The organism is Thermobispora bispora DSM 43833 (assembly GCF_000092645.1).
GTDB lineage: Bacteria > Actinomycetota > Actinomycetes > Streptosporangiales > Streptosporangiaceae > Thermobispora > Thermobispora bispora.
The window spans coordinates 1,205,491-1,222,926 of the sequence record NC_014165.1; the positions used below are offsets into that span (position 1 = coordinate 1,205,491).

16 protein-coding genes are annotated in these 17,436 nt (G+C 74.2%); 10 read left to right on the plus strand and 6 right to left on the minus strand.

Annotation, left to right across the window (positions count from 1 at the left end; translation table 11 throughout):
* Positions 1-3: 3 nt before the first annotated feature.
* From TBIS_RS05315 to dapB, 9 genes are all read left to right on the plus strand, one after another.
* On the plus strand, positions 4-303 hold the full coding sequence (locus TBIS_RS05315) for a DUF503 domain-containing protein (protein WP_013131317.1): 300 nt from the start codon (positions 4-6) through the stop codon (positions 301-303).
* Between the two features lie 50 nt (positions 304-353).
* Complete coding sequence (rbfA, locus tag TBIS_RS05320) at positions 354-848, plus strand: 30S ribosome-binding factor RbfA (RefSeq protein ID WP_013131318.1); 495 nt, start codon at positions 354-356, stop codon at positions 846-848.
* Positions 845-1,873 carry a DHH family phosphoesterase gene (locus TBIS_RS05325; RefSeq protein WP_013131319.1) on the plus strand — a complete coding sequence of 343 codons (1,029 nt, stop codon included), beginning with the start codon at positions 845-847 and terminating at the stop codon, positions 1,871-1,873. Before rbfA ends, TBIS_RS05325 begins: the two co-directional genes overlap by 4 nt.
* A complete protein-coding gene (truB, locus tag TBIS_RS05330; protein WP_013131320.1) occupies positions 1,870-2,769 on the plus strand; it encodes a tRNA pseudouridine(55) synthase TruB in 900 nt (299 codons plus the stop codon). Before TBIS_RS05325 ends, truB begins: the two co-directional genes overlap by 4 nt.
* 96 nt (positions 2,770-2,865) lie before the next feature.
* Complete coding sequence (locus tag TBIS_RS05335; RefSeq protein WP_013131321.1) at positions 2,866-3,813, plus strand: bifunctional riboflavin kinase/FAD synthetase; 948 nt, start codon at positions 2,866-2,868, stop codon at positions 3,811-3,813.
* 186 nt (positions 3,814-3,999) lie between these two features.
* Positions 4,000-4,269 (plus strand): 30S ribosomal protein S15, encoded by a 270-nt coding sequence (gene rpsO / locus TBIS_RS05340; protein WP_013131322.1) that lies wholly within the window; start codon positions 4,000-4,002, stop codon positions 4,267-4,269.
* A gap of 363 nt (positions 4,270-4,632) precedes the next feature.
* A complete protein-coding gene (locus tag TBIS_RS05345; RefSeq protein WP_013131323.1) occupies positions 4,633-6,954 on the plus strand; it encodes a polyribonucleotide nucleotidyltransferase in 2,322 nt (773 codons plus the stop codon).
* The gene (locus tag TBIS_RS05350) at positions 6,954-8,261 is read left to right on the plus strand and encodes a M16 family metallopeptidase (protein WP_013131324.1); all 1,308 of its coding nucleotides are present in this window, start codon (positions 6,954-6,956) and stop codon (positions 8,259-8,261) included. The genes TBIS_RS05345 and TBIS_RS05350 overlap by 1 nt, the downstream gene beginning before the upstream one ends.
* A 548-nt stretch (positions 8,262-8,809) precedes the next feature.
* On the plus strand, positions 8,810-9,547 hold the full coding sequence (gene dapB / locus TBIS_RS05355; RefSeq protein ID WP_050760443.1) for a 4-hydroxy-tetrahydrodipicolinate reductase: 738 nt from the start codon (positions 8,810-8,812) through the stop codon (positions 9,545-9,547).
* Positions 9,548-10,021: 474 nt separating this feature from the next.
* Here the strand turns inward: dapB and TBIS_RS05360 are convergent, their stop codons facing one another.
* From TBIS_RS05360 to TBIS_RS05375, 4 genes are all read right to left on the minus strand, one after another.
* Positions 10,022-10,894 (minus strand): 1,4-dihydroxy-2-naphthoate polyprenyltransferase, encoded by an 873-nt coding sequence (locus tag TBIS_RS05360; RefSeq protein ID WP_013131326.1) that lies wholly within the window; start codon positions 10,892-10,894, stop codon positions 10,022-10,024.
* A gap of 595 nt (positions 10,895-11,489) precedes the next feature.
* Positions 11,490-12,059, minus strand: coding sequence for a GNAT family N-acetyltransferase (locus tag TBIS_RS05365; RefSeq protein ID WP_338113498.1), 570 nt, complete (start codon positions 12,057-12,059; stop codon positions 11,490-11,492).
* Positions 12,060-12,137: 78 nt separating this feature from the next.
* On the minus strand, positions 12,138-12,839 hold the full coding sequence (locus TBIS_RS05370) for a CGNR zinc finger domain-containing protein (RefSeq protein WP_013131328.1): 702 nt from the start codon (positions 12,837-12,839) through the stop codon (positions 12,138-12,140).
* A gap of 49 nt (positions 12,840-12,888) precedes the next feature.
* Complete coding sequence (locus TBIS_RS05375) at positions 12,889-14,328, minus strand: aminotransferase-like domain-containing protein (RefSeq protein WP_013131329.1); 1,440 nt, start codon at positions 14,326-14,328, stop codon at positions 12,889-12,891.
* Here TBIS_RS05375 and TBIS_RS05380 point away from each other — a divergent pair.
* Complete coding sequence (locus TBIS_RS05380; protein ID WP_013131330.1) at positions 14,327-15,280, plus strand: DMT family transporter; 954 nt, start codon at positions 14,327-14,329, stop codon at positions 15,278-15,280. The two genes, TBIS_RS05375 and TBIS_RS05380, sit on opposite strands and share 2 nt — an antisense overlap.
* Before the next feature lie 63 nt (positions 15,281-15,343).
* Here TBIS_RS05380 and TBIS_RS05385 read toward each other — a convergent pair whose 3' ends face one another.
* Both TBIS_RS05385 and TBIS_RS05390 read right to left on the minus strand, forming a co-directional pair.
* Positions 15,344-15,820, minus strand: a complete 477-nt coding sequence (locus tag TBIS_RS05385) for a GntR family transcriptional regulator (protein ID WP_041431237.1) — start codon at positions 15,818-15,820, stop codon at positions 15,344-15,346.
* Positions 15,821-15,922: 102 nt separating this feature from the next.
* On the minus strand, positions 15,923-16,597 hold the full coding sequence (locus TBIS_RS05390; RefSeq protein WP_013131332.1) for a JAB domain-containing protein: 675 nt from the start codon (positions 16,595-16,597) through the stop codon (positions 15,923-15,925).
* Positions 16,598-17,436 lie beyond the last annotated feature (839 nt).

Here is a 17,436-nt window from a genome sequence, read left to right on the forward strand (position 1 = left end):
GTCATGTACATCGGTGCACTCACCTTCGACATCCTGCTCGGCGACGTACGCTCGCTGAAGGAGAAGCGCTCCGTGATCCGGCCGATCATCGCCGAGCTGCAACGGCGGTTCCCCGGGATCGCGGTGGCCGAGACCGGCCACCTCGACCTGCACCGCCGGGCGGAGATCGGCGTGGCCGTGGTCTCCGCCACGGCGGCCAACTGCGGTGAGGTGCTCAGCGCGTGCGAGCGCGTGGTGGCGTTCCACCCGGAGATCGAGCTGCTGTCCACCCGGCAACGACTCTTCAACGACCACGAGGAATGAAGCGGCGAGGCAGGCGCGTAGGCCACAGGCCTATTCGAGGGAGCGGGAGCATGGACGCAGCGGCGCGCGCCAGGAGGCTGGCCGACCGCATCAAGCAGGTGGTCGCCGAGATGCTGGAGCGCCGGATCAAGGACCCCAGGCTCGGGTTCGTCACGGTGACCGACGCCCGGATCACCGCCGACCTGAGCGCGGCCACCGTCTACTACACGGTGTTCGGGTCGGAGGAGGAGCGCGCGGCCACCGCGGCGGCGCTGGAGAGCGCCAAGGGCCTCATCCGGTCCGAGGTGGGCCGGCGGACCGGCCTGCGGCACACGCCCACGATCGCCTTCGTCCACGACCCGCTGCCCGCCAGCGCCCGGCACCTCGACGACCTGTTCGCCATCGCCCGGGCCCGCGACGCCGAGATCGCCAAGCAGGCCGAGGGGGCCCAGTTCGCCGGGGACGCCGACCCGTACCGGGTCCCCAAGGAGGCCGAGGAGGACCGGGAGAACGGCGAGGAGGACGGCGAGGAGGACACGGCCTCCGGCCGGGCGGGGGACAGGTGAGCGGGGCCGGCGCGCCGATCGGCGAGGCGGATTGGGCGCGCGCGGCCGAGCTGGTGCACGCCGCCGGCCGGGTCGCGCTCGCCTGCCATGTCTCGCCCGACGGGGACGCCCTCGGCTCCATGCTCGGGCTCGGGCTCGCGCTGCGCCGCGCGGGCAAGGACGTCGTGGCGTCCTTCGGCGACCGCGACGCGGCCGTGCCCCGCATGCTGCGCTTCCTGCCCGGGCGGGAGCTGCTCGTGGCGCCGTCCGCGTTCCCGGCCGAGCCGGAGCTGATGATCACGTGTGACGCGTCGAGCCGGGAACGGCTCGGCCTGCTCGAGCCCAACGCCGCCCGGGCCGGTGAGCTGATCGTGATCGACCACCACGCCTCCAACACCGGGTTCGGCTCGGTGCACCTCGTCGACCCGGAGGCCCCCGCCACGACCGTGCTCGTGGCGGAGCTCCTCGACCGGCTCGGGATCGAGATCGACCGCGAGGTGGCCACCTGCCTGTACACCGGGCTGGTCACCGACACCGGCTCGTTCCGCCACTCGTCGGCCACCCCGGCCGCCCACGCGATGGCCGCGCGGCTGATCGCGAAAGGGGTCGCGCCGGACGAGATCGCCCGGGCGCTCTTCGACAGCGTGCCGTACGGCTACCTGCACGTGCTCGGCACGGCGCTCGGCCGGGCCGCGCTCGAACCGTCGGCCGCCGCCGGCCACGGGCTGATCTGGACCTATGTCACGCGGGAGGACCGGGCCCGGTACGCTCTGCCGTACGACGAGCTGGAGGGAGTGATCGACGTCGTGCGGCGGGCCGACGCCGCCGACGTGGCCGTCGTGCTCAAGGAGACCGACGACGGCGAGTGGCACGCCTCGGTGCGCTCCCGGTGCGCGGTCGACGTCGGCCGGGCGTGCGCCGCGCTCGGCGGCGGGGGCCACCGCCGCGCCGCCGGCTTCGCCACCTCCCTCCCCCCGGAGCAGGCCATCGCGGCCCTCCGCCCGCACCTGACCGCCGCCACCCGAGCAGACCTGGACGCCCGATGAGCACGGATCGAGCCCGACGCACCCCGCCGCCGAGCGGCCTGGTCATCGTGGACAAACCGGCCGGCTGGACGTCGCACGACGTCGTCGCCAAGATCCGCCGCCTCGCCGGCACCCGCCGGGTCGGCCACGCCGGCACCCTCGACCCGATGGCGACCGGGGTGCTCGTCGTGGGGGTGGAGAAGGCCACCCGGCTCCTCGGCCACCTGGCGCTCGCCGAGAAGACCTACGAGGCGACCATCCGGCTCGGGGTGGCGACCGACACCGACGACGCCGAGGGGCAGGTCACGGCCACCGCCCCCGCCGGGCACATCACGGACGAGCGCCTCCACCAGGCGGTCGCCTCGCTCACCGGCGAGATCATGCAGGTCCCGCCGCAGGTGAGCGCGATCAAGGTGGACGGGCAGCGCGCCTACCGGCGGTCCAGGGCGGGGGAGCGGGTCGAGCTCGCCGCCCGCCCCGTCACGGTCCACCGGTTCGAGGTGACCGGGATCCGCAGGAGCGGCGACGTCATCGACGTGGACGCGGTCATCACCTGCTCGAGCGGCACCTACATCCGCGCCCTCGCCCGGGACCTCGGCGCCGCGCTCGGCGTCCACGGCCACCTCACCCGGCTCCGGCGCACCCGGGTGGGGCGGTACGGCGTCGAGTCGGCGCGCACCATCGACGAGCTGAGCGACGAGCTGGTGATCATGCCGATGGCCGAGGCGGTGGCCGCCGCCTTCCCGTGCCGGCGGGTCACCGCCGCCGAGGCGCGGCGCGTGGTGCACGGCGGGCGGCTGCCCGCGGCCGGGCTCGGCCCGGGACCCGTGGGGGTGTTCGGCCCCGGGGGCGAGCTGCTCGCGCTCGTCGAGGAGAAGGGCGGCACGGCCAAGCCGCTCGCGGTCTTCGTACCGTGACACCGGGAGCGGGAGAGCCGGTTCTCAGGCGCTTCCGCGGGCATGGCACTCTTGTCTACTGCCGGTTGGCCACGCCGTAGGAGAATCGAGGTCGAAGTGCAGAGCTGGCACGGTCTGGACGAAGTCCCCGGCGACTGGGGCAGGTCCGTCGTGACGATCGGCGTGTTCGACGGGGTGCACCTCGGCCACCAACGGCTGGTGGGCCGGGCGGTCGGCCTCGCCAGGGAGCTCGGGCTTCCCGCCGTCGCCGTCACCTTCGACCCCCACCCCGACGAGGTGGTCCGCCCCGGGAGCCACCCGCCGCTGCTCACCGGGCTGCGGCGGCGGATCGAGCTGCTCGCCTCGCTCGGCGTCGACGCGGTCTGCGTGCTCCGGTTCACCCTCGAGCTCTCGCGGATGTCGCCGGACGAGTTCGTGCAGACCGCGCTGGTGGACCGGCTCCACGCCGCCCACGTGGTGGTCGGGGAGAACTTCCGCTTCGGGCACAAGGCGGCCGGTGATGTGGAGACCCTGCGCACGCTGGGGGAGAAGTACGACTTCGCCGCCGAGGGCGTGCCACTGGTGAGCAACGGCGTGGCGATCTCCTCCACCCTGATCCGCGAGCGCGTCGCCGCCGGTGACGTCGCGGGCGCCGCCGCGGCCCTGGGCCGCCCGCACCGGGTCGAGGGCGTCGTGGTCCGCGGCCACCAGCGGGGCCGGGCGCTGCTGGGCTTCCCCACCGCGAACGTCGAGTCGCCGCCGCACACCGCCATCCCCGCGGACGGCGTCTACGCGGGCTGGCTGGAGTGCACCCAGCGGCCCTCGCCGTACGAGGGCGAGCGCTGGCCGGCGGCGATCTCCATCGGCACGAACCCGACCTTCGAGGGGCGGGAGCGCACGGTCGAGGCGTACGCGCTGGACCGGGACGACCTCGACCTGTACGGTGCGCACGTGGCCGTGGACTTCGCCGAGCGGCTCCGCGACACGCTGCGGTTCGAGTCGATCGAGGCGCTGATCGCGCAGATGCGGGAGGATGTCGAGCAGGTCAGGCGGCTGATCACCTGACCGGCCCGGCCGTCGCCCGGACGTGGGACGGGCCACCGGTGGTAGCCTTACTTGACGGCTACGTAGTGGTGGTGCCTTTCGCGCCACCCGCGAGACCGGTCACGGCGACTGTAGGCACGCGCGGTCGTCCGCGGGCCGGTTCGGTCGGTTCGCGTGCCTCCTGTACGGGAAAGGAAGAGAGAAAGAGTGCCGCTCGACGCCGCTACCAAGAAGGCGATCATCAGCGAGTACGCCACGTCACCGAACGACACGGGCAGCCCGGAGGTGCAGGTCGCGCTGCTGACCCAGCGCATCAAGGACCTGACCGAGCACCTGAAGGTGCACAAGCACGACCACCACAGCCGCCGCGGCCTGCTCCTGCTCGTCGGCCGGCGTCGGCGGTTGCTCAACTACCTGCAGGCGCAGGACATCAACCGCTACCGCTCGCTCATCGAGCGGCTCGGGCTGCGGAGGTAACTGAAAAGGAGCGGTGAAATCCTCGCCGCTCCTTTCTCGTAGCCCGTAACAATGAATGACGACGTAAAGCCCGGCGGGCCCTCACGAAGCGGCCTGCCGGCTGACAACTGAACAGCCGGTGGGGATGAGGAAGCCCGACGGGCGGACTCGACCCGACAGACGAATCCCGCGTCCGAACGAGTGCAGCACGCGCGGTCCCGCGGGCGTGAGAGGGCCGGTCCTCGGTAGTGGCCCCCGGTTGGGATACGGCACGTGCCGTACCTGCGGCAACCGGGCGCTTCGATCGAAGACCGGCGCTGCACTGAACGGGGAGCCCGGCACACGACAGGACGCGGGAGACCGATTCCATCAAGGAGGTCCCCCGTGGAGGGTGTCCACACATCTGAAGCCGTAATCGACAACGGCTCCTTCGGCACGCGCACGGTCCGCTTCGAGACCGGGCGCCTGGCCCGTCAGGCGACGGGAAGCGCGGTCGCCTATCTCGACGACGAGACGATGGTGCTCTCGGCCACCACCGTCTCCAAGCAGCCCAAGGAGGGCCTGGACTTCTTCCCGCTCACCGTCGACGTCGAAGAGCGGATGTACGCGGCGGGCAAGATCCCCGGCTCGTTCTTCCGCCGGGAGGGCCGCCCGTCCGAGGACGCGATCCTCACGTGCCGGCTGATCGACCGGCCGTTGCGCCCCTCCTTCGCCAAGGGCCTGCGCAACGAGGTCCAGATCGTGGCGACGGTCCTGGCGATCCACCCCGACCACCTGTACGACGTGGTGGCGATCAACGCGGCGAGCATGTCGACCCAGCTCGCCGGCCTGCCGTTCTCCGGCCCCATCGGCGGTGTGCGGGTCGGCCTGATCGACGGCAAGTGGGTGGCGTTCCCCACCTACTCCGAGCTGGAGAACGCGACGTTCGACATGGTGGTCGCCGGCCGGGTGCTCGAGGACGGCGACGTGGCGATCATGATGGTGGAGGCGGAGTCGACCCGCAACACCCTCAAGCTGGTCGCCGAGGGCGCCGTCGCCCCCACCGAAGAGGTGGTCGCCCAGGGCCTGGAGGCCGCCAAGCCGTTCATCAAGGTCCTCTGTGAGGCCCAGGAGAAGCTCGCCAAGGTCGCGGGCAAGGCGCCGGGCAACTACCCGATCTACCCCGACTACCAGGACGACGTCTACGAGGCGGTCTGCGCGGCGGTCAAGAGCGAGCTCGCCGCGGCGCTCACCATCCCGGGCAAGCAGGAGCGCGAGCTCGAGATCGAGCGGGTGAAGGCGATCGCCGCCGAGAAGCTGCTCCCGGAGTTCGAGGGCCGGGAGAAGGAGATCGGGCCCGCGTTCCGGGCGCTCACCCGGCAGCTCATGCGGGAGCGCGTGCTCAACGAGGGCATCCGGATCGACGGGCGGGGCCCGAAGGACATCCGGCAGCTCAACGCGGAGGTGCACGTCATCCCGCGGGTGCACGGCTCGGCCCTGTTCGAGCGCGGCGAGACCCAGATCCTGGGCATCACCACGCTGAACATGCTCCGGATGGAGCAGACCATCGACACGCTCAACCCCGAGCGCACCAAGCGCTACATGCACAACTACAACTTCCCGCCGTACTCCACCGGTGAGGTGGGCCGGGTCGGCGCGCCCAAGCGGCGGGAGATCGGCCACGGTGCGCTCGCCGAGCGGGCGCTGCTGCCCGTGCTCCCGTCCCGGGAGGAGTTCCCGTACGCGATCCGGCAGGTGTCGGAGGCGATCGGGTCGAACGGCTCGACCTCGATGGGCTCGGTCTGCGCCTCGACGATGTCCCTGCTCGACGCCGGTGTGCCGCTCAAGGACATGGTGGCGGGCATCGCCATGGGCCTCATCGGTGAGAACGGCAAGTACGTCACGCTCACCGACATCATCGGGGCCGAGGACGCCATGGGCGACATGGACTTCAAGGTCGCCGGCACCCGGGACCTGATCACCGCCCTCCAGCTCGACACCAAGCTCGACGGCATCCCCGCCGAGGTCCTCGCCGGCGCGCTGAAGCAGGCGCGGAGCGCCCGGCTGGCGATCCTCGACGTGATGAAGGAGGCCATCGACGCCCCGGCCCCGCTCAACCCTAACGCGCCGCGGATCCTCACGCTCAAGGTGCCGGTGGACAAGATCGGCGACGTCATCGGCCCCAAGGGCAAGATCATCAACCAGATCCAGGAGAAGACCGGCGCCGAGATCACGATCGAGGACGACGGCACCATCTACATCGGCGCCACGGACGGCGCGTCCGCCGAGGCGGCCAGTGCGCTGATCAACGGCATCGCGAATCCGCACATGCCGGAGGTCGGTGAGCGGTACCTCGGCACGATCGTGAAGCTCGCCGCGTTCGGGGCCTTCGTCTCGCTGCTCCCCGGCAAGGACGGGCTGCTGCACATCTCGCAGATCCGCAAGCTGTACGGCGGCAAGCGGATCGACAACGTCGAAGACGTGCTGACCGTCGGCGAGAAGATCCAGGTCGAGGTCGTCGAGATCGACTCGCGCGGCAAGCTCTCCCTCGTCCCGGTCGAGGTCATCGAGCGGGAGCGCGCCGAGAAGGAGAAGGCCGAGAAGGAGAAGGCGGAGAAGGAGAAGGCCGCGGCGGCCGCCACGGCGTCCGCGGATGAGGACGAGCAGCCGCGGCGGCCCCGGCGCCGCCGTACCCGCGCGGGACGTACGACGCAGCGCAACACGTGATGACGACGACGTTGTACCCGGGCAAGGACGGCGCGGGCGTCGTGCGCCGCACGGTCCTGCCCGGAGGGTTGCGGGTTGTCACCGAGACCATGCCGACCGTGCGCAGTGTCGCGGTCGGCATCTGGGTCGGCATCGGGTCACGCGATGAGGCCCCCGAGCACATGGGGGCCACCCACTTCCTCGAGCACCTGCTCTTCAAGGGCACGCCCACGAGGAACGCCATGGAGATCTCGGCGTCCATCGAGGGCATCGGCGGTGAGATCAACGCCTTCACCGCCAAGGAGTACACCTGCTACTACGCCCGGGTGCTCGACGAGGACCTCGCGATCGCGATCGACGTGCTCGCGGACGTGGTCACGTCCTCCCTGCTCGCGCCGGAGGACGTGGAGTCGGAGCGTGGCGTGATCCTCGAGGAGATCGCCATGCACGACGACGATCCGGCGGACCTCGTCCACGAGGAGTTCTCCGCCGAGCTGTTCGGCGACACGCCGATCGGCCGGCCGATCCTCGGCAACGAGGAGTCGATCAACGCCCTCACCCGGGACCGCATCGGGGAGTACTACCGCCGGTTCTACGTGCCCTCCCGCACCGTGGTCTCGGTGGTGGGCAACGTGGACCACGAGCGGGTGGTCGACCTGGTGGCGGCCGCCTACGAGCGGGCCGGCGCGCTGCACGGCCCGGCGGAGCCGGCGCCGCCGCGGATCGGCGGGCCGGGCGTGCCGCAGCGGTCCGGGGTCCGGGTGATCGCCCGCCCGACCGAGCAGGCCAACCTGGTGCTCGGCACCACGGCCTACCCCCGGACCGATGAGCGGCGCTTCGCCCTGGGCGTGCTGAACGCGGCGCTCGGCGGCGGCATGTCGTCCCGGCTCTTCCAGGAGATCCGGGAGAAGCGCGGCCTGGCGTACAGCACGTACAGCTTCACCGCGCACTACGCCGACACCGGCCAGTTCGGCATCTACGTCGGCTGCCTCCCGTCCAAGATCGACGAAGTGCTGAAGATCTGCCGGGACGAGATGGCCCGGGTGCTGACCGAAGGGCTCACCCCGGAGGAGATCGCCCGCGGCAAGGGGCAGATGCGCGGCGGGCTCGTGCTCGGCCTGGAGGACACCGGCTCCCGGATGTCCCGGATCGCCAAGAGCGAGCTGGTGTACGAGCGCCTCATGCCGGTCGACGAGGTGCTCGCCCGGATCGCCGCCGTCACTCCGGAGGACGTCGCCGCGGTCGCCCAGGACGTGTTCAACCGCCCGCTCACGCTCGCGGTGATCGGCCCGTACGAGGACCGGGACTTCGGCTTCGCCATCGCCTGAGCGACGGGTGGGCCGGCCGGGTGCGCCGGGACCGGTGCTCCGGGGCCGGGCGGGTGCCGGGTCGGCGCGCGCCGGCATGGGCCCGGCCCGGCAGGGGTTCCCCGACGGTTCCGCCCGGTACGGCACGGCACCGGGCGGCCGCCGGCATCGCAGGCGGCCCCGGGCATCCGGCCGGGTGGCGGCCGGTCCGGTCGCGACCGGCTCCCATCCGCCTCCCATCCGCGAGCTTTCGCGGCCCCGGGGCGCGCCCACCGGCGCCCGGGGTGTGCGCCGAGGTGTGCTTGATCCCGGCGGCACGGATGCGCCGATCCGCGCGCTCCGAGGCCGCGGGCCCGGGTGGCCGTCACCGGGCGGCCCGGCGGGTGCTCTCCGGGGTTGGGCGCATGCCCGCCGGGGCGATGGGCCCGTTCCCGATCCCCGGCCGATGGCCCGGGCATCCGGCGCGGCCGTACCCGTGGGCGGGCGGTCTCCGGGCCGGTTCGGCCCTCGGGAACGCGGCACGCCCGCGCGGCGACCCGGATCCACCGGTCGCGGTATAGCCTTGCCCCGTGATTAAGGTCGGTGTTCTGGGCGCTCGTGGGCGCGTCGGTGTGGAAGTCTGCAAGGCCGTGCACGCGGCCGAGGACATGGAGCTCGTGGCCGCGGTCGACAAGGACGACCCGATCGAATCCCTGACCAAGGCCGAGGTGGTGGTCGACTTCACCCACCCGGACGTGGTCATGGGGAACCTCGAGTGGTGCATCCGCCACGGTCTCCATACCGTGGTCGGCACCACCGGCTTCGACGCCGCACGGCTGGAGCGGGTCCGCGGCTGGCTGGCGGAGAACCCCGGGGTCAACTGCCTGATCTGCCCCAACTTCGGCATCGGGGCCGTGCTGATGATGCACTTCGCCCGGCTCGCCGCGAAGTACTTCCCGTCCGTGGAGATCGTCGAGCTCCACCACCCGAACAAGGCCGACGCGCCGTCGGGCACGGCGCGCCGGACCGCGGAGCTGATCGCCGAGGCCCGGGCGAAGGCCGGGCTGGGGCCGTCCCCGGACGCGACCACCGCCGAGCTGGACGGCGCGCGTGGCGCCACCGTGGAGGGCGTCCGGGTGCACGCGGTACGGCTCTCCGGGCTGGTCGCCCACCAGGAGGTGCTCTTCGGCGGCGAGGGCGAGACCCTCACCATCCGGCACGACACCCTGAACCGGGCCTCGTTCACCCCCGGGGTGCTGCTCGGCATCCGCCGGGTGCGGGAGCTGCCCGGCCTCACCGTGGGACTGGAGCACCTCCTGGACCTGTAGCCCGCGCCCCCTGGGGACGGGCCGGAGCCCTCGGGCCCGTCGTCCCCCTGGAATCGCGGCTCACGCCCTCCGGGGAACGCACGCGGGCCGTGGGAATCTCATCGAGGGGGCATCGCATCTCGCCCCGGGGCATGCGGCCTCGAGGCCGACGCCCCGGAGCGGGAGCCGTGGCCGAAGCCGGTGCCCGGCGGCCGCCCCGGGTACCGGTGGCTCCCCGGGCCCGGTCGCCGGCACTGCCCGCCATCGGTACGCGGCCGCCCGCCCCTCCGGTCATCGGCACGACGGGACGCGAGCCCTCGGGGCGCCGGCCCGCGGCCCCGGGGACGAGCCGGGTGCCTGCCGGGCGGGCGCGGCCGCGCTGCGACGGTCCGGATCTCCGGCGGCGAGGGACGGTGGCCCGCCTTGGCGCGCAACCGTGCGCGTGGGCGCGTCCGTGTGGCCCCGGGCGCGCCGCCGGGGATCCCGCGGGCGGCCTCAGGAGAGCGCCAGGCCGAGCGTGAAGAGAGCGCCGAACGCGAGCTGCAGGCTCCCGGTCTGGCGGAGGCTCTCGATCAGCGCCCGGCCGGTCGCCCCCGACCGCACCGTCCGCACCGGTGCGATCGCGAGGGGCAGCGCGAGCACGGGCAGCGCCGCGAACGGTCGCCACGGGATCAGCGCGACGGCGATCACGAACGGGATGAGCAGCGTCGCGGTGTACAGCAGGCGGGTGCGGGCGTCGCCCAGCACCACGGCGAGCGTGCGCTTGCCCGCGCGATCGTCCGTCGGGATGTCGCGGAGGTTGTTCACGATGAGGAGCGCGCACGCCAGCAGCCCGACCGGGACCGCCGCGGCGAAGGCGAGCCAGCTCCACCGCTCGATCTGCACGTAGACGGTGCCCACCACGGCGACGAGGCCGAAGAACGTGAACACGGAGACCTCGCCCATGGCGCGGTAGCCGTACGGGCGCGAGCCGCCGGTGTAGAACCAGGCGGCGAGGATGGCGGCGAGGCCGACGAGCAGCAGCCACCACGCCCCGATCGCCGCCACGAGGACGAGCCCGGCGACCGCGGCGGTGAGGAAGCAGCCGAGCGCGGCGGCGAGCACCGCCTTCGGCGTGGCCGCGCCCGAGCCGACCAGCCGCATCGGCCCGACCCGGTCCTGGTCCGCGCCTCGCACCCCGTCGCTGTAGTCGTTCGCGTAGTTGACCCCTACCTGCAGGGCGAGCGCGACCAGCAGCGCGAGGAGGGCGCGCCACCAGACCGCGCCGCCCTCCGACCACGCGATGCCGGTGCCGACGGCGACGGGAACGATCGCCGCGGGCAGGGTCCTCGGGCGGGCGCCCGCTAACCATTGCGCTGGCGTGGCCACGTGTCTCCTCACTTCGCCGGGGATGGTGCGGCTTGATCCGCGGTGCGGATGCGCGGCGCGTGGTGGCGCCGGTGCCACCACGCCACGATAGCCGCGCGGCAGCGGACGCCGGTCACGGCCTCGGCCGCCCGCCCGCGGCGCGGTCACCCCGGGGCCGGGGCCAGCGCCGACCCGCTGATCCGCGGCGAGGTGGCGTCCCGGCCCGCCGCCGGAACGGGATGCTCCGGGCGCCGGTGCCGCTCGGCCGCCGTCGCAGGCCGGCCGCGCGACCTCGGGCACCGCCGGTACTCGTGGGCCGTCGCGGCGGGCGTACGCCGGGCCTCGCCGGTGCGCGGAGCCGGGAGAACCGGGCACCTGCCGGGCTTCGGGGTGCGCGCCCTGGCTTCCGGGGGGACGGCCGCCCGCCCTTGCGGCATCGCCGGGCACGGGCCACGACCGCGGCCGCCGGGCACGTGTCCGCGCGCCCGGCGCGACGTCGCGCTCGCCCGTCACGGGACCCGGCGGGCGTGGGGTCTCGCCGCCGGGAACGCGCCGGATCCGCCGCGACGTTGGTGCGCGGCGCGGCCGGCACCGTCGGCCGGTACGGCGCCGCGGGTCAGCTGATGTCGGTGCAGAGCCGGATCATGCGGATCGGGCGTCCCATGTCGAGCACCCGCTCGGCCTCGTCCTCGCCCCAGCCGGCCGACTCCAGGAAGCTCAGCATGGGGTAGTTGTCGGCGAACACCCAGGTCACGACCATGCTGTAGCCGTCCTCGCGGAGGTAGTCGACCGTCGCGTTGAGGAGGCGGCTGCCGTGGCCGCGCCGGATGTGGTTGGGGTCGACGAGCAGCGTCAGCAGCTCGGCCGTGGTGCTCGAGCTGAGATCGGGGTCCTCGGCGGGGCCGTGCGAGGCGATGCCGACCACCCGGTCCGTCGCGCGCTCCGCGGCCGGCGGGACGTAGACCCGCCCGCCCGGGCCGAGGGCGGTGAAGGCGTCCGTGTCGGGCACCACGCGCTCGACCGCGACGAGCACCCGGTGCCGCGGGGTGGGCGGGGAGAGGATCGCCTCCTCCCACTGCCGGCGCCACATCTTCTCCGCCGCCGGCCCGGTCATCTGCTCCAGCGGGCCGGGTGGCAGGAACTCACGGTATGCGTACTTCCACGCCCGGATCTGGGTGCTCGTCACCGCGTCAACGTCTTCTGGACGGGCTGGTCTGACACCCATTCGGCCGGCTCCTTTCTTTGCCGCTACAACGCTACTGGGTCAGGACGGCCTGGGCGTGCCTTGCGCCCGGCGCCGCGCCCGATATGCCCGCGTTTTGGTGCGGTTGCCGCACACGCGCATGGAGCACCAGGCGCGCGATCGGTTCTTGGACGAGTCGATGAACGCCCACTGGCAGGTGCTCTCGGCGCACACCTTCAGCCGGGACCACGTTCCCTCCGCGTACGCCGCCGGGATCATCCCCGCGATCCGGGCCAGCCCGGCCGCGGCTCCGGAGCGGATCGGCTCGAGCGTGGGGGCGCCGGTGGCGAGCGAGACGCGCACCGGGAGCGCGGCCAGCACCGCGTCGAGGTCGGCGGCGTCCCTCACCGCGTCCCCCGCGTCCTCCGCCGCGTTCTGGGCGTTCCCGGCCGTGCCCTCCGTGGGGGCGTCAGTGGCGTCCCCGGCCGGGTCCCCGCCGGGCTCCTGCGCGGTGTCCCCGGCCGCGGCGCCCGCGGGCTCGTCCGCGGTGTCCCGGGCGGTGTCGCGGCCTGCGCCGCCGTGGCCGCGGCGGAGCACGGCCCGCAGTCCCTCGCGCAGCCGGATCGCCAGGGCGAGGTCATCGTCCGCGGCCCGGTCGCCGTCGCCGATCAGCCCGCGCTCCCGCAGCCAGGCGGTGAGCTCGGCCGGCGAGGTCAGCCGGTCGGCGTCCGACTCCACGTCGTAGGTGTTCACGAAGTCGCGGAGCAGCTCCGCCGGGCCCATCGGTCGATCACCTCTCGTGCCAACTGTAGGCCAGTGACCGGGCCCTCCGTCAGGCACCGGTCCCCCTGGTCCCGGCGGCCTCCGTCCCGCCCGCGCCCTGGGCGAGCACCGCGCCGAGCCGGCGGACGCCCTCCTCCAGGTCCGCCGCCCCGGCCGCGGCGGTGTGGGTGAGCCGCAGCCGCGGCCCCGGGGGCTCGGACGGGTAGTAGATGCGCCCCGGGCTCACCAGCACGCCGTTCAGCCGGGCGGCCTCGACCAGGGACGCCTCGTCCACCTCCTGCGGGAGCCGTACCCACAGGTGCATGCCGCCGCGCGGCACGAGGTGCACCCGGGCGGCGGGCGCGTGCCGGGCGAGCGCGGTGAGCAGCGCCCGCTGCCGGGAGACGACCTCCCGCTGCACCTCGGCGAGGTGGCGCCGCCAGGCGGGGGAGCCGATGAACTCCAGGGCCGCCTCCTGCAGCGGCCGGGCCACGAAGAACGAGTCCACGGCCTGGACGGCGCGGAGCCGGTGCGCGGCCGGCCCGCGGGCGATGACACCGGCGATCCGCAGGCTGGCCGCGGAGATCTTGCTGAGCGATCGCACGTGCACCACGGTGCCGTGGGCGTCCAGGGTCACCAGCGGCGGCGGGACCCGCCCGGCCGCGAAGTACGCGGCGTAGTCGTCCTCGATCACGAAGGCCCCGGCCGCCCGCGCCACCGCGAGCACCTCCTCCCGGCGGTGCCTCGGCAGCGTGGCCCCGGTGGGGTTGTGCAGGGTGGGCTGGCAGTAGAAGACCCGGGCCCCGGTCAGGGCGAACGCCTCGGCGAGCAGCTCGGGGCGGACCCCCTCCTCGTCGATGGGCACGGCCACCACCCGCAGCCCGGCCGCGCGGGCCGCGGCGAGCGCCCCGGGGTAGGTGGGGGTCTCGACGAGCACCGGGCCGCCGGGCGCGGCGAGGGCCCGGAAGGCGTGGGCGAGCGCCGCCTGGCCGCCGCCCATCACGAGCACGTCGTTCTGCGTCACCGTGCCGCCCACCTCCGCCGCGAACCACCGCCGGAGGCCGGCGAGGCCGTTGAGCGGCGGCGCCGACCAGGCGTCCGGCCGCCGTACGGCTCGCGCCATCGCCGCGGCCAGCGCCTTCGCCGGCCGCAGGTCCGGGTGGAGGTAGCCGCCGGTGAGCGGCACGACGCCGTCGGGCGGCTCGGCCAGCAGGGTGGTCACGGCCGAGTCGTCGACCACCCGGTCGCCGAGGGCCACGGTCTGCCACGAGGTGTCGGGCGTCTCGGCCGTGGCGGGGTGGGACGGCGCGACGTACACCCCGCTGCCGGGCTTGGAGATCACCAGGCCCTCGGCGGCGAGCCGGGCGATGGCCCGGGAGACCGTGATCGGGCTCACCCCGTGCCGGCGCATGATCTCCCGGCTCGACGGCAGCCGATCGCCCGGCCGGGACCGTTTCACCTCCTCGCGGAGGATCGCGGCGAGCCGGGCGATACTGCTATCGTTTTGCATGAGGAATCAAGATAGCGTTATCGTTCGCGGCGCGATAGCGGCACCCCCGGACCGGAGGTCCGCGTGGCGGGGGACCCTGCTCGCCGGCCTCGGCGTGGCCGCCTTCTCCGGCACGCTCCCCGCGACCGCGTTCGCGCTGCAGGGGTTCGACCCGTACCTCGTCGCGGCCGGGCGGGCCGCGCTGGCGGCGCTCGCCGCGGCCATCTGCCTGAAGGCGGCGGGCGCGCCGCTGCTCCCACCCCGGGCCTCCCTGCGGTCGTACGCGGTGATCGCGCTCGGGGTGGTCATCGGATTCCCGCTCTTCAGCGGGCTCGCGCTCGCGGCGGGTGCGAGCACCGCGCACGCCGCGGTGGTGATCGGGCTGCTGCCCGCGGCCACCGCCGTCGGCGCCGTGCTCCGGGCGGGGGAGCGGTCCCGGCCCCTGTTCTGGGCCGCCTGCGCGGCCGGCGCGGTGTCGGTCACCGTGTTCACCCTCACCCGAGAGGGCGGCCGCCTCACCGGGGCCGACGCGCTGCTCGCCCTCGCCCTGGTCGCGGCCGCCGCCGGCTACACCGAGGGCGGGCGGCTGGCCCGGGAGACGCCCGGCTGGCGGGTGATCTCGCACGCCCTGGTCCTCGCCGCCCCGGTGACCGTGCCCGCGACCGCGGTGCTCGCCGCGGTCACCGAACCACGGCCCACGGCGGCGTCGCTCGCCGGGTTCGCCTACGTCGGCCTGATCTCCATGTTCCTCGGCTTCTTCCCGTGGTACGCCGGGCTGGCCGCCGGGGGCATCGCCCGGGCGGGGCAGACCCAGCTCGCCCAGCCGCCGCTCACCCTGGTCTGGTCCTGGGCGCTGCTCGGGGAACGGTTCGGCACGGCCACGCTCGCCGCGGCCCTCGCCGTGCTCGGCTGCGTCGCCGTGACCCAGGCCGCCCGCGACCCGGGAGCCGGGGCGCGGACCGGGGGCCGCTGATCCCGCCCGCTCACGCCGGCGTGACCTCCGGCCGCCCGGCGCAGCGCCGGGACGAGGCCCGCGTCACGCCGGCCAGTTATCCGGCGGGGAGACGTACGTGCCGCGGTAGGGGACGGTGAACACCCAGCCCTGGTCGCGCAGGTGGCGGACGGCCTGGCGCACGGTGGCCTTGGCCACGCCGTACTCCCGCATCAGCGCCTTCTCACTGGGGATCGGCCGGTGGACCGGGATCTCGCCGGACCGGATCCGCTTCTCGATGTCCGCGGCGATCCGCTGGTAGACCGGCATCCGCTCGGGCGGGCGCGGCGTGCCGGGGCGGCCGACGAAGGTGCCCTGACCCTGCACCGTGTAGACGAGACCCTGCTCCCTGAGCTCCCGGGCCACCCGCCGCGCGGTCAGGCGGGCGATCCCGTACTCGGCTTCGAGCTCGGCCTCGCTCGGGATCGCGTCGCCGGGGAGCAGTTCCCCTTTGTCGATCTGCTCCCGAATCCTCTCGGCGATCTGCTTGTAGATCGGCACGGGTCCGTCTCGATCGAGCACGGACGCATGATAGACGAATCGATACGTATACCTACGAAACAGACATGTAGTGCACCAATGTAGTGGTGCAGTACACGTATACATTGGTGCGGTACTGGTCTATCATTGAGCGTGCGCATCCTCGTGCGGCACACGGCGCCAGGCCGTGTCGGTGACGATCAGGTGGTCGAGGAAGCGGAGCCCGACGGTCTCCGCCGCGGCGCGGAGCCGAACGGTGACCTCGACGTCGGCCGGGCTCGGCTCGAGCGAGCCGCCGGGGTGGTTGTGCGCGAGGCCGAAGGCGGCCCCGCCCGAGACGAGGACGGTGGTGATGATGTCGCGAACGGGTGCGGAGGTGTGGTCGCTTCCGCCCTCGCTGACCACGGCGCGGCGGAGCACCGTGCCGCGCGTGTCGCAGATCACCGCGACGAGCCGCTCCCGCGCGAACCCGCGGAGCAACGGCGCGGCGGCGGCCGCCAGGTCGGCCGAGCAGGTGATCCGGATACGCTCGGGCTCCGCCTGGGCGCGGCGCATGAGCTGGAAGGCGGCGGCGACCCGGGCCGCCTTCGCCGGCCCGATCCCGGGTACGGCGAGCAGCCGGTGCGGCTCGGACCGGGACAGCTCCCCGAGGGTGCCGCAGTGCGCGATCAGCCGGGAGGCGAGCTCGACGGCGTTGACGCCCTTGCCGCCCGAGCCGAGGAGCAGGGCGAGCAGCTCCCGGTCGGCGAGCGCGGCCGCGCCCGCGGTCAGCAGCCGCTCGCGCGGCCGATCCGCCGGCGGGAGATCCTTGACACGCATCGGCACCTCCGGGTCGGCAACCTTGGAACGTTTTATCAACGGCCACCGACAGTCACCGGTGGGCCGGGCCGGCGTGCCCCCGGACCACACGCCGATGCCGTCGATCCCGCCGGCCGTACGGCCGTGCCCGATTAGCCGTGGGCAAGCCCGCCCCGTCCGGCCGTACGGCACGCTCCGCGGCGGCGTGGTGCGGCGGGCGGCGCCCCGGCGACGGCGGCCTGAAGGGGTGCCTCGGAGCTGGGACCCCTGGGGAGGTGGCCACGGGCAGGGTGTCCCGGGCAACAGGCCGGGCTGGCGTCCGGCCTCGCGGGAACACGGGGTCCGCGTTCGGCGGCGCGAGGACACGCGGTGACGCGGCGGGCGCGGGCGCCGTGGGGACAACCGCGAGACGCGGTGACAGGCCGCCCGGCACTGATCCCGTCCGCCGCGGGCGCCCTGCGAGCGCCTCGCACCCGGCCGGCGGGGTCGTACGCAGGTCATTCCCGTCAGCGGCGCCGGGGAGCCGGCGCCTGCCCACGGCCGGCCGGTCAGTGCTTGGTGCGAGCCCGGGCGCACGCGGGCGCCTTCGCTCATCGCCGTGATCGGCGGGCATCGTGCGGGAGCCGGCCACATGGACGTCCCGGTCGCCGGAGCCGCCCCTGCGTGCCGTGCGGTGCGCCGCCGTTCACCGTGTGGTGCGCGGCCGATCGCGGTGGCCGGGGCGCCCCAGCGGAACACGGGCCCGCCAGGGCCGACGCGGGGGTTCGCCGCGGCGGGGATGCGCGGGCCGGTGGGCCCCGGTGGGCCGCCACCCACCGGGGCCCGGAGCATCGAGTGATTGGAGTCCCACGATGCACGTC

Coding starts and splice junctions, on each gene's coding strand:
- truB (WP_013131320.1), top strand. CDS start 1,870: ATGAGCACGGATCGAGCCCGACGCACCCCGCCGCCGAGCGGCCTGGTC.
- TBIS_RS05380 (WP_013131330.1), top strand. CDS start 14,327: ATGAGGAATCAAGATAGCGTTATCGTTCGCGGCGCGATAGCGGCACCC.
- TBIS_RS05350 (WP_013131324.1), top strand. CDS start 6,954: ATGACGACGACGTTGTACCCGGGCAAGGACGGCGCGGGCGTCGTGCGC.
- rbfA (WP_013131318.1), top strand. CDS start 354: ATGGACGCAGCGGCGCGCGCCAGGAGGCTGGCCGACCGCATCAAGCAG.
- TBIS_RS05370 (WP_013131328.1), bottom strand. CDS start 12,839: ATGGGCCCGGCGGAGCTGCTCCGCGACTTCGTGAACACCTACGACGTG.
- TBIS_RS05390 (WP_013131332.1), bottom strand. CDS start 16,597: ATGCGTGTCAAGGATCTCCCGCCGGCGGATCGGCCGCGCGAGCGGCTG.
- TBIS_RS05315 (WP_013131317.1), top strand. CDS start 4: ATGTACATCGGTGCACTCACCTTCGACATCCTGCTCGGCGACGTACGC.
- TBIS_RS05375 (WP_013131329.1), bottom strand. CDS start 14,328: ATGCAAAACGATAGCAGTATCGCCCGGCTCGCCGCGATCCTCCGCGAG.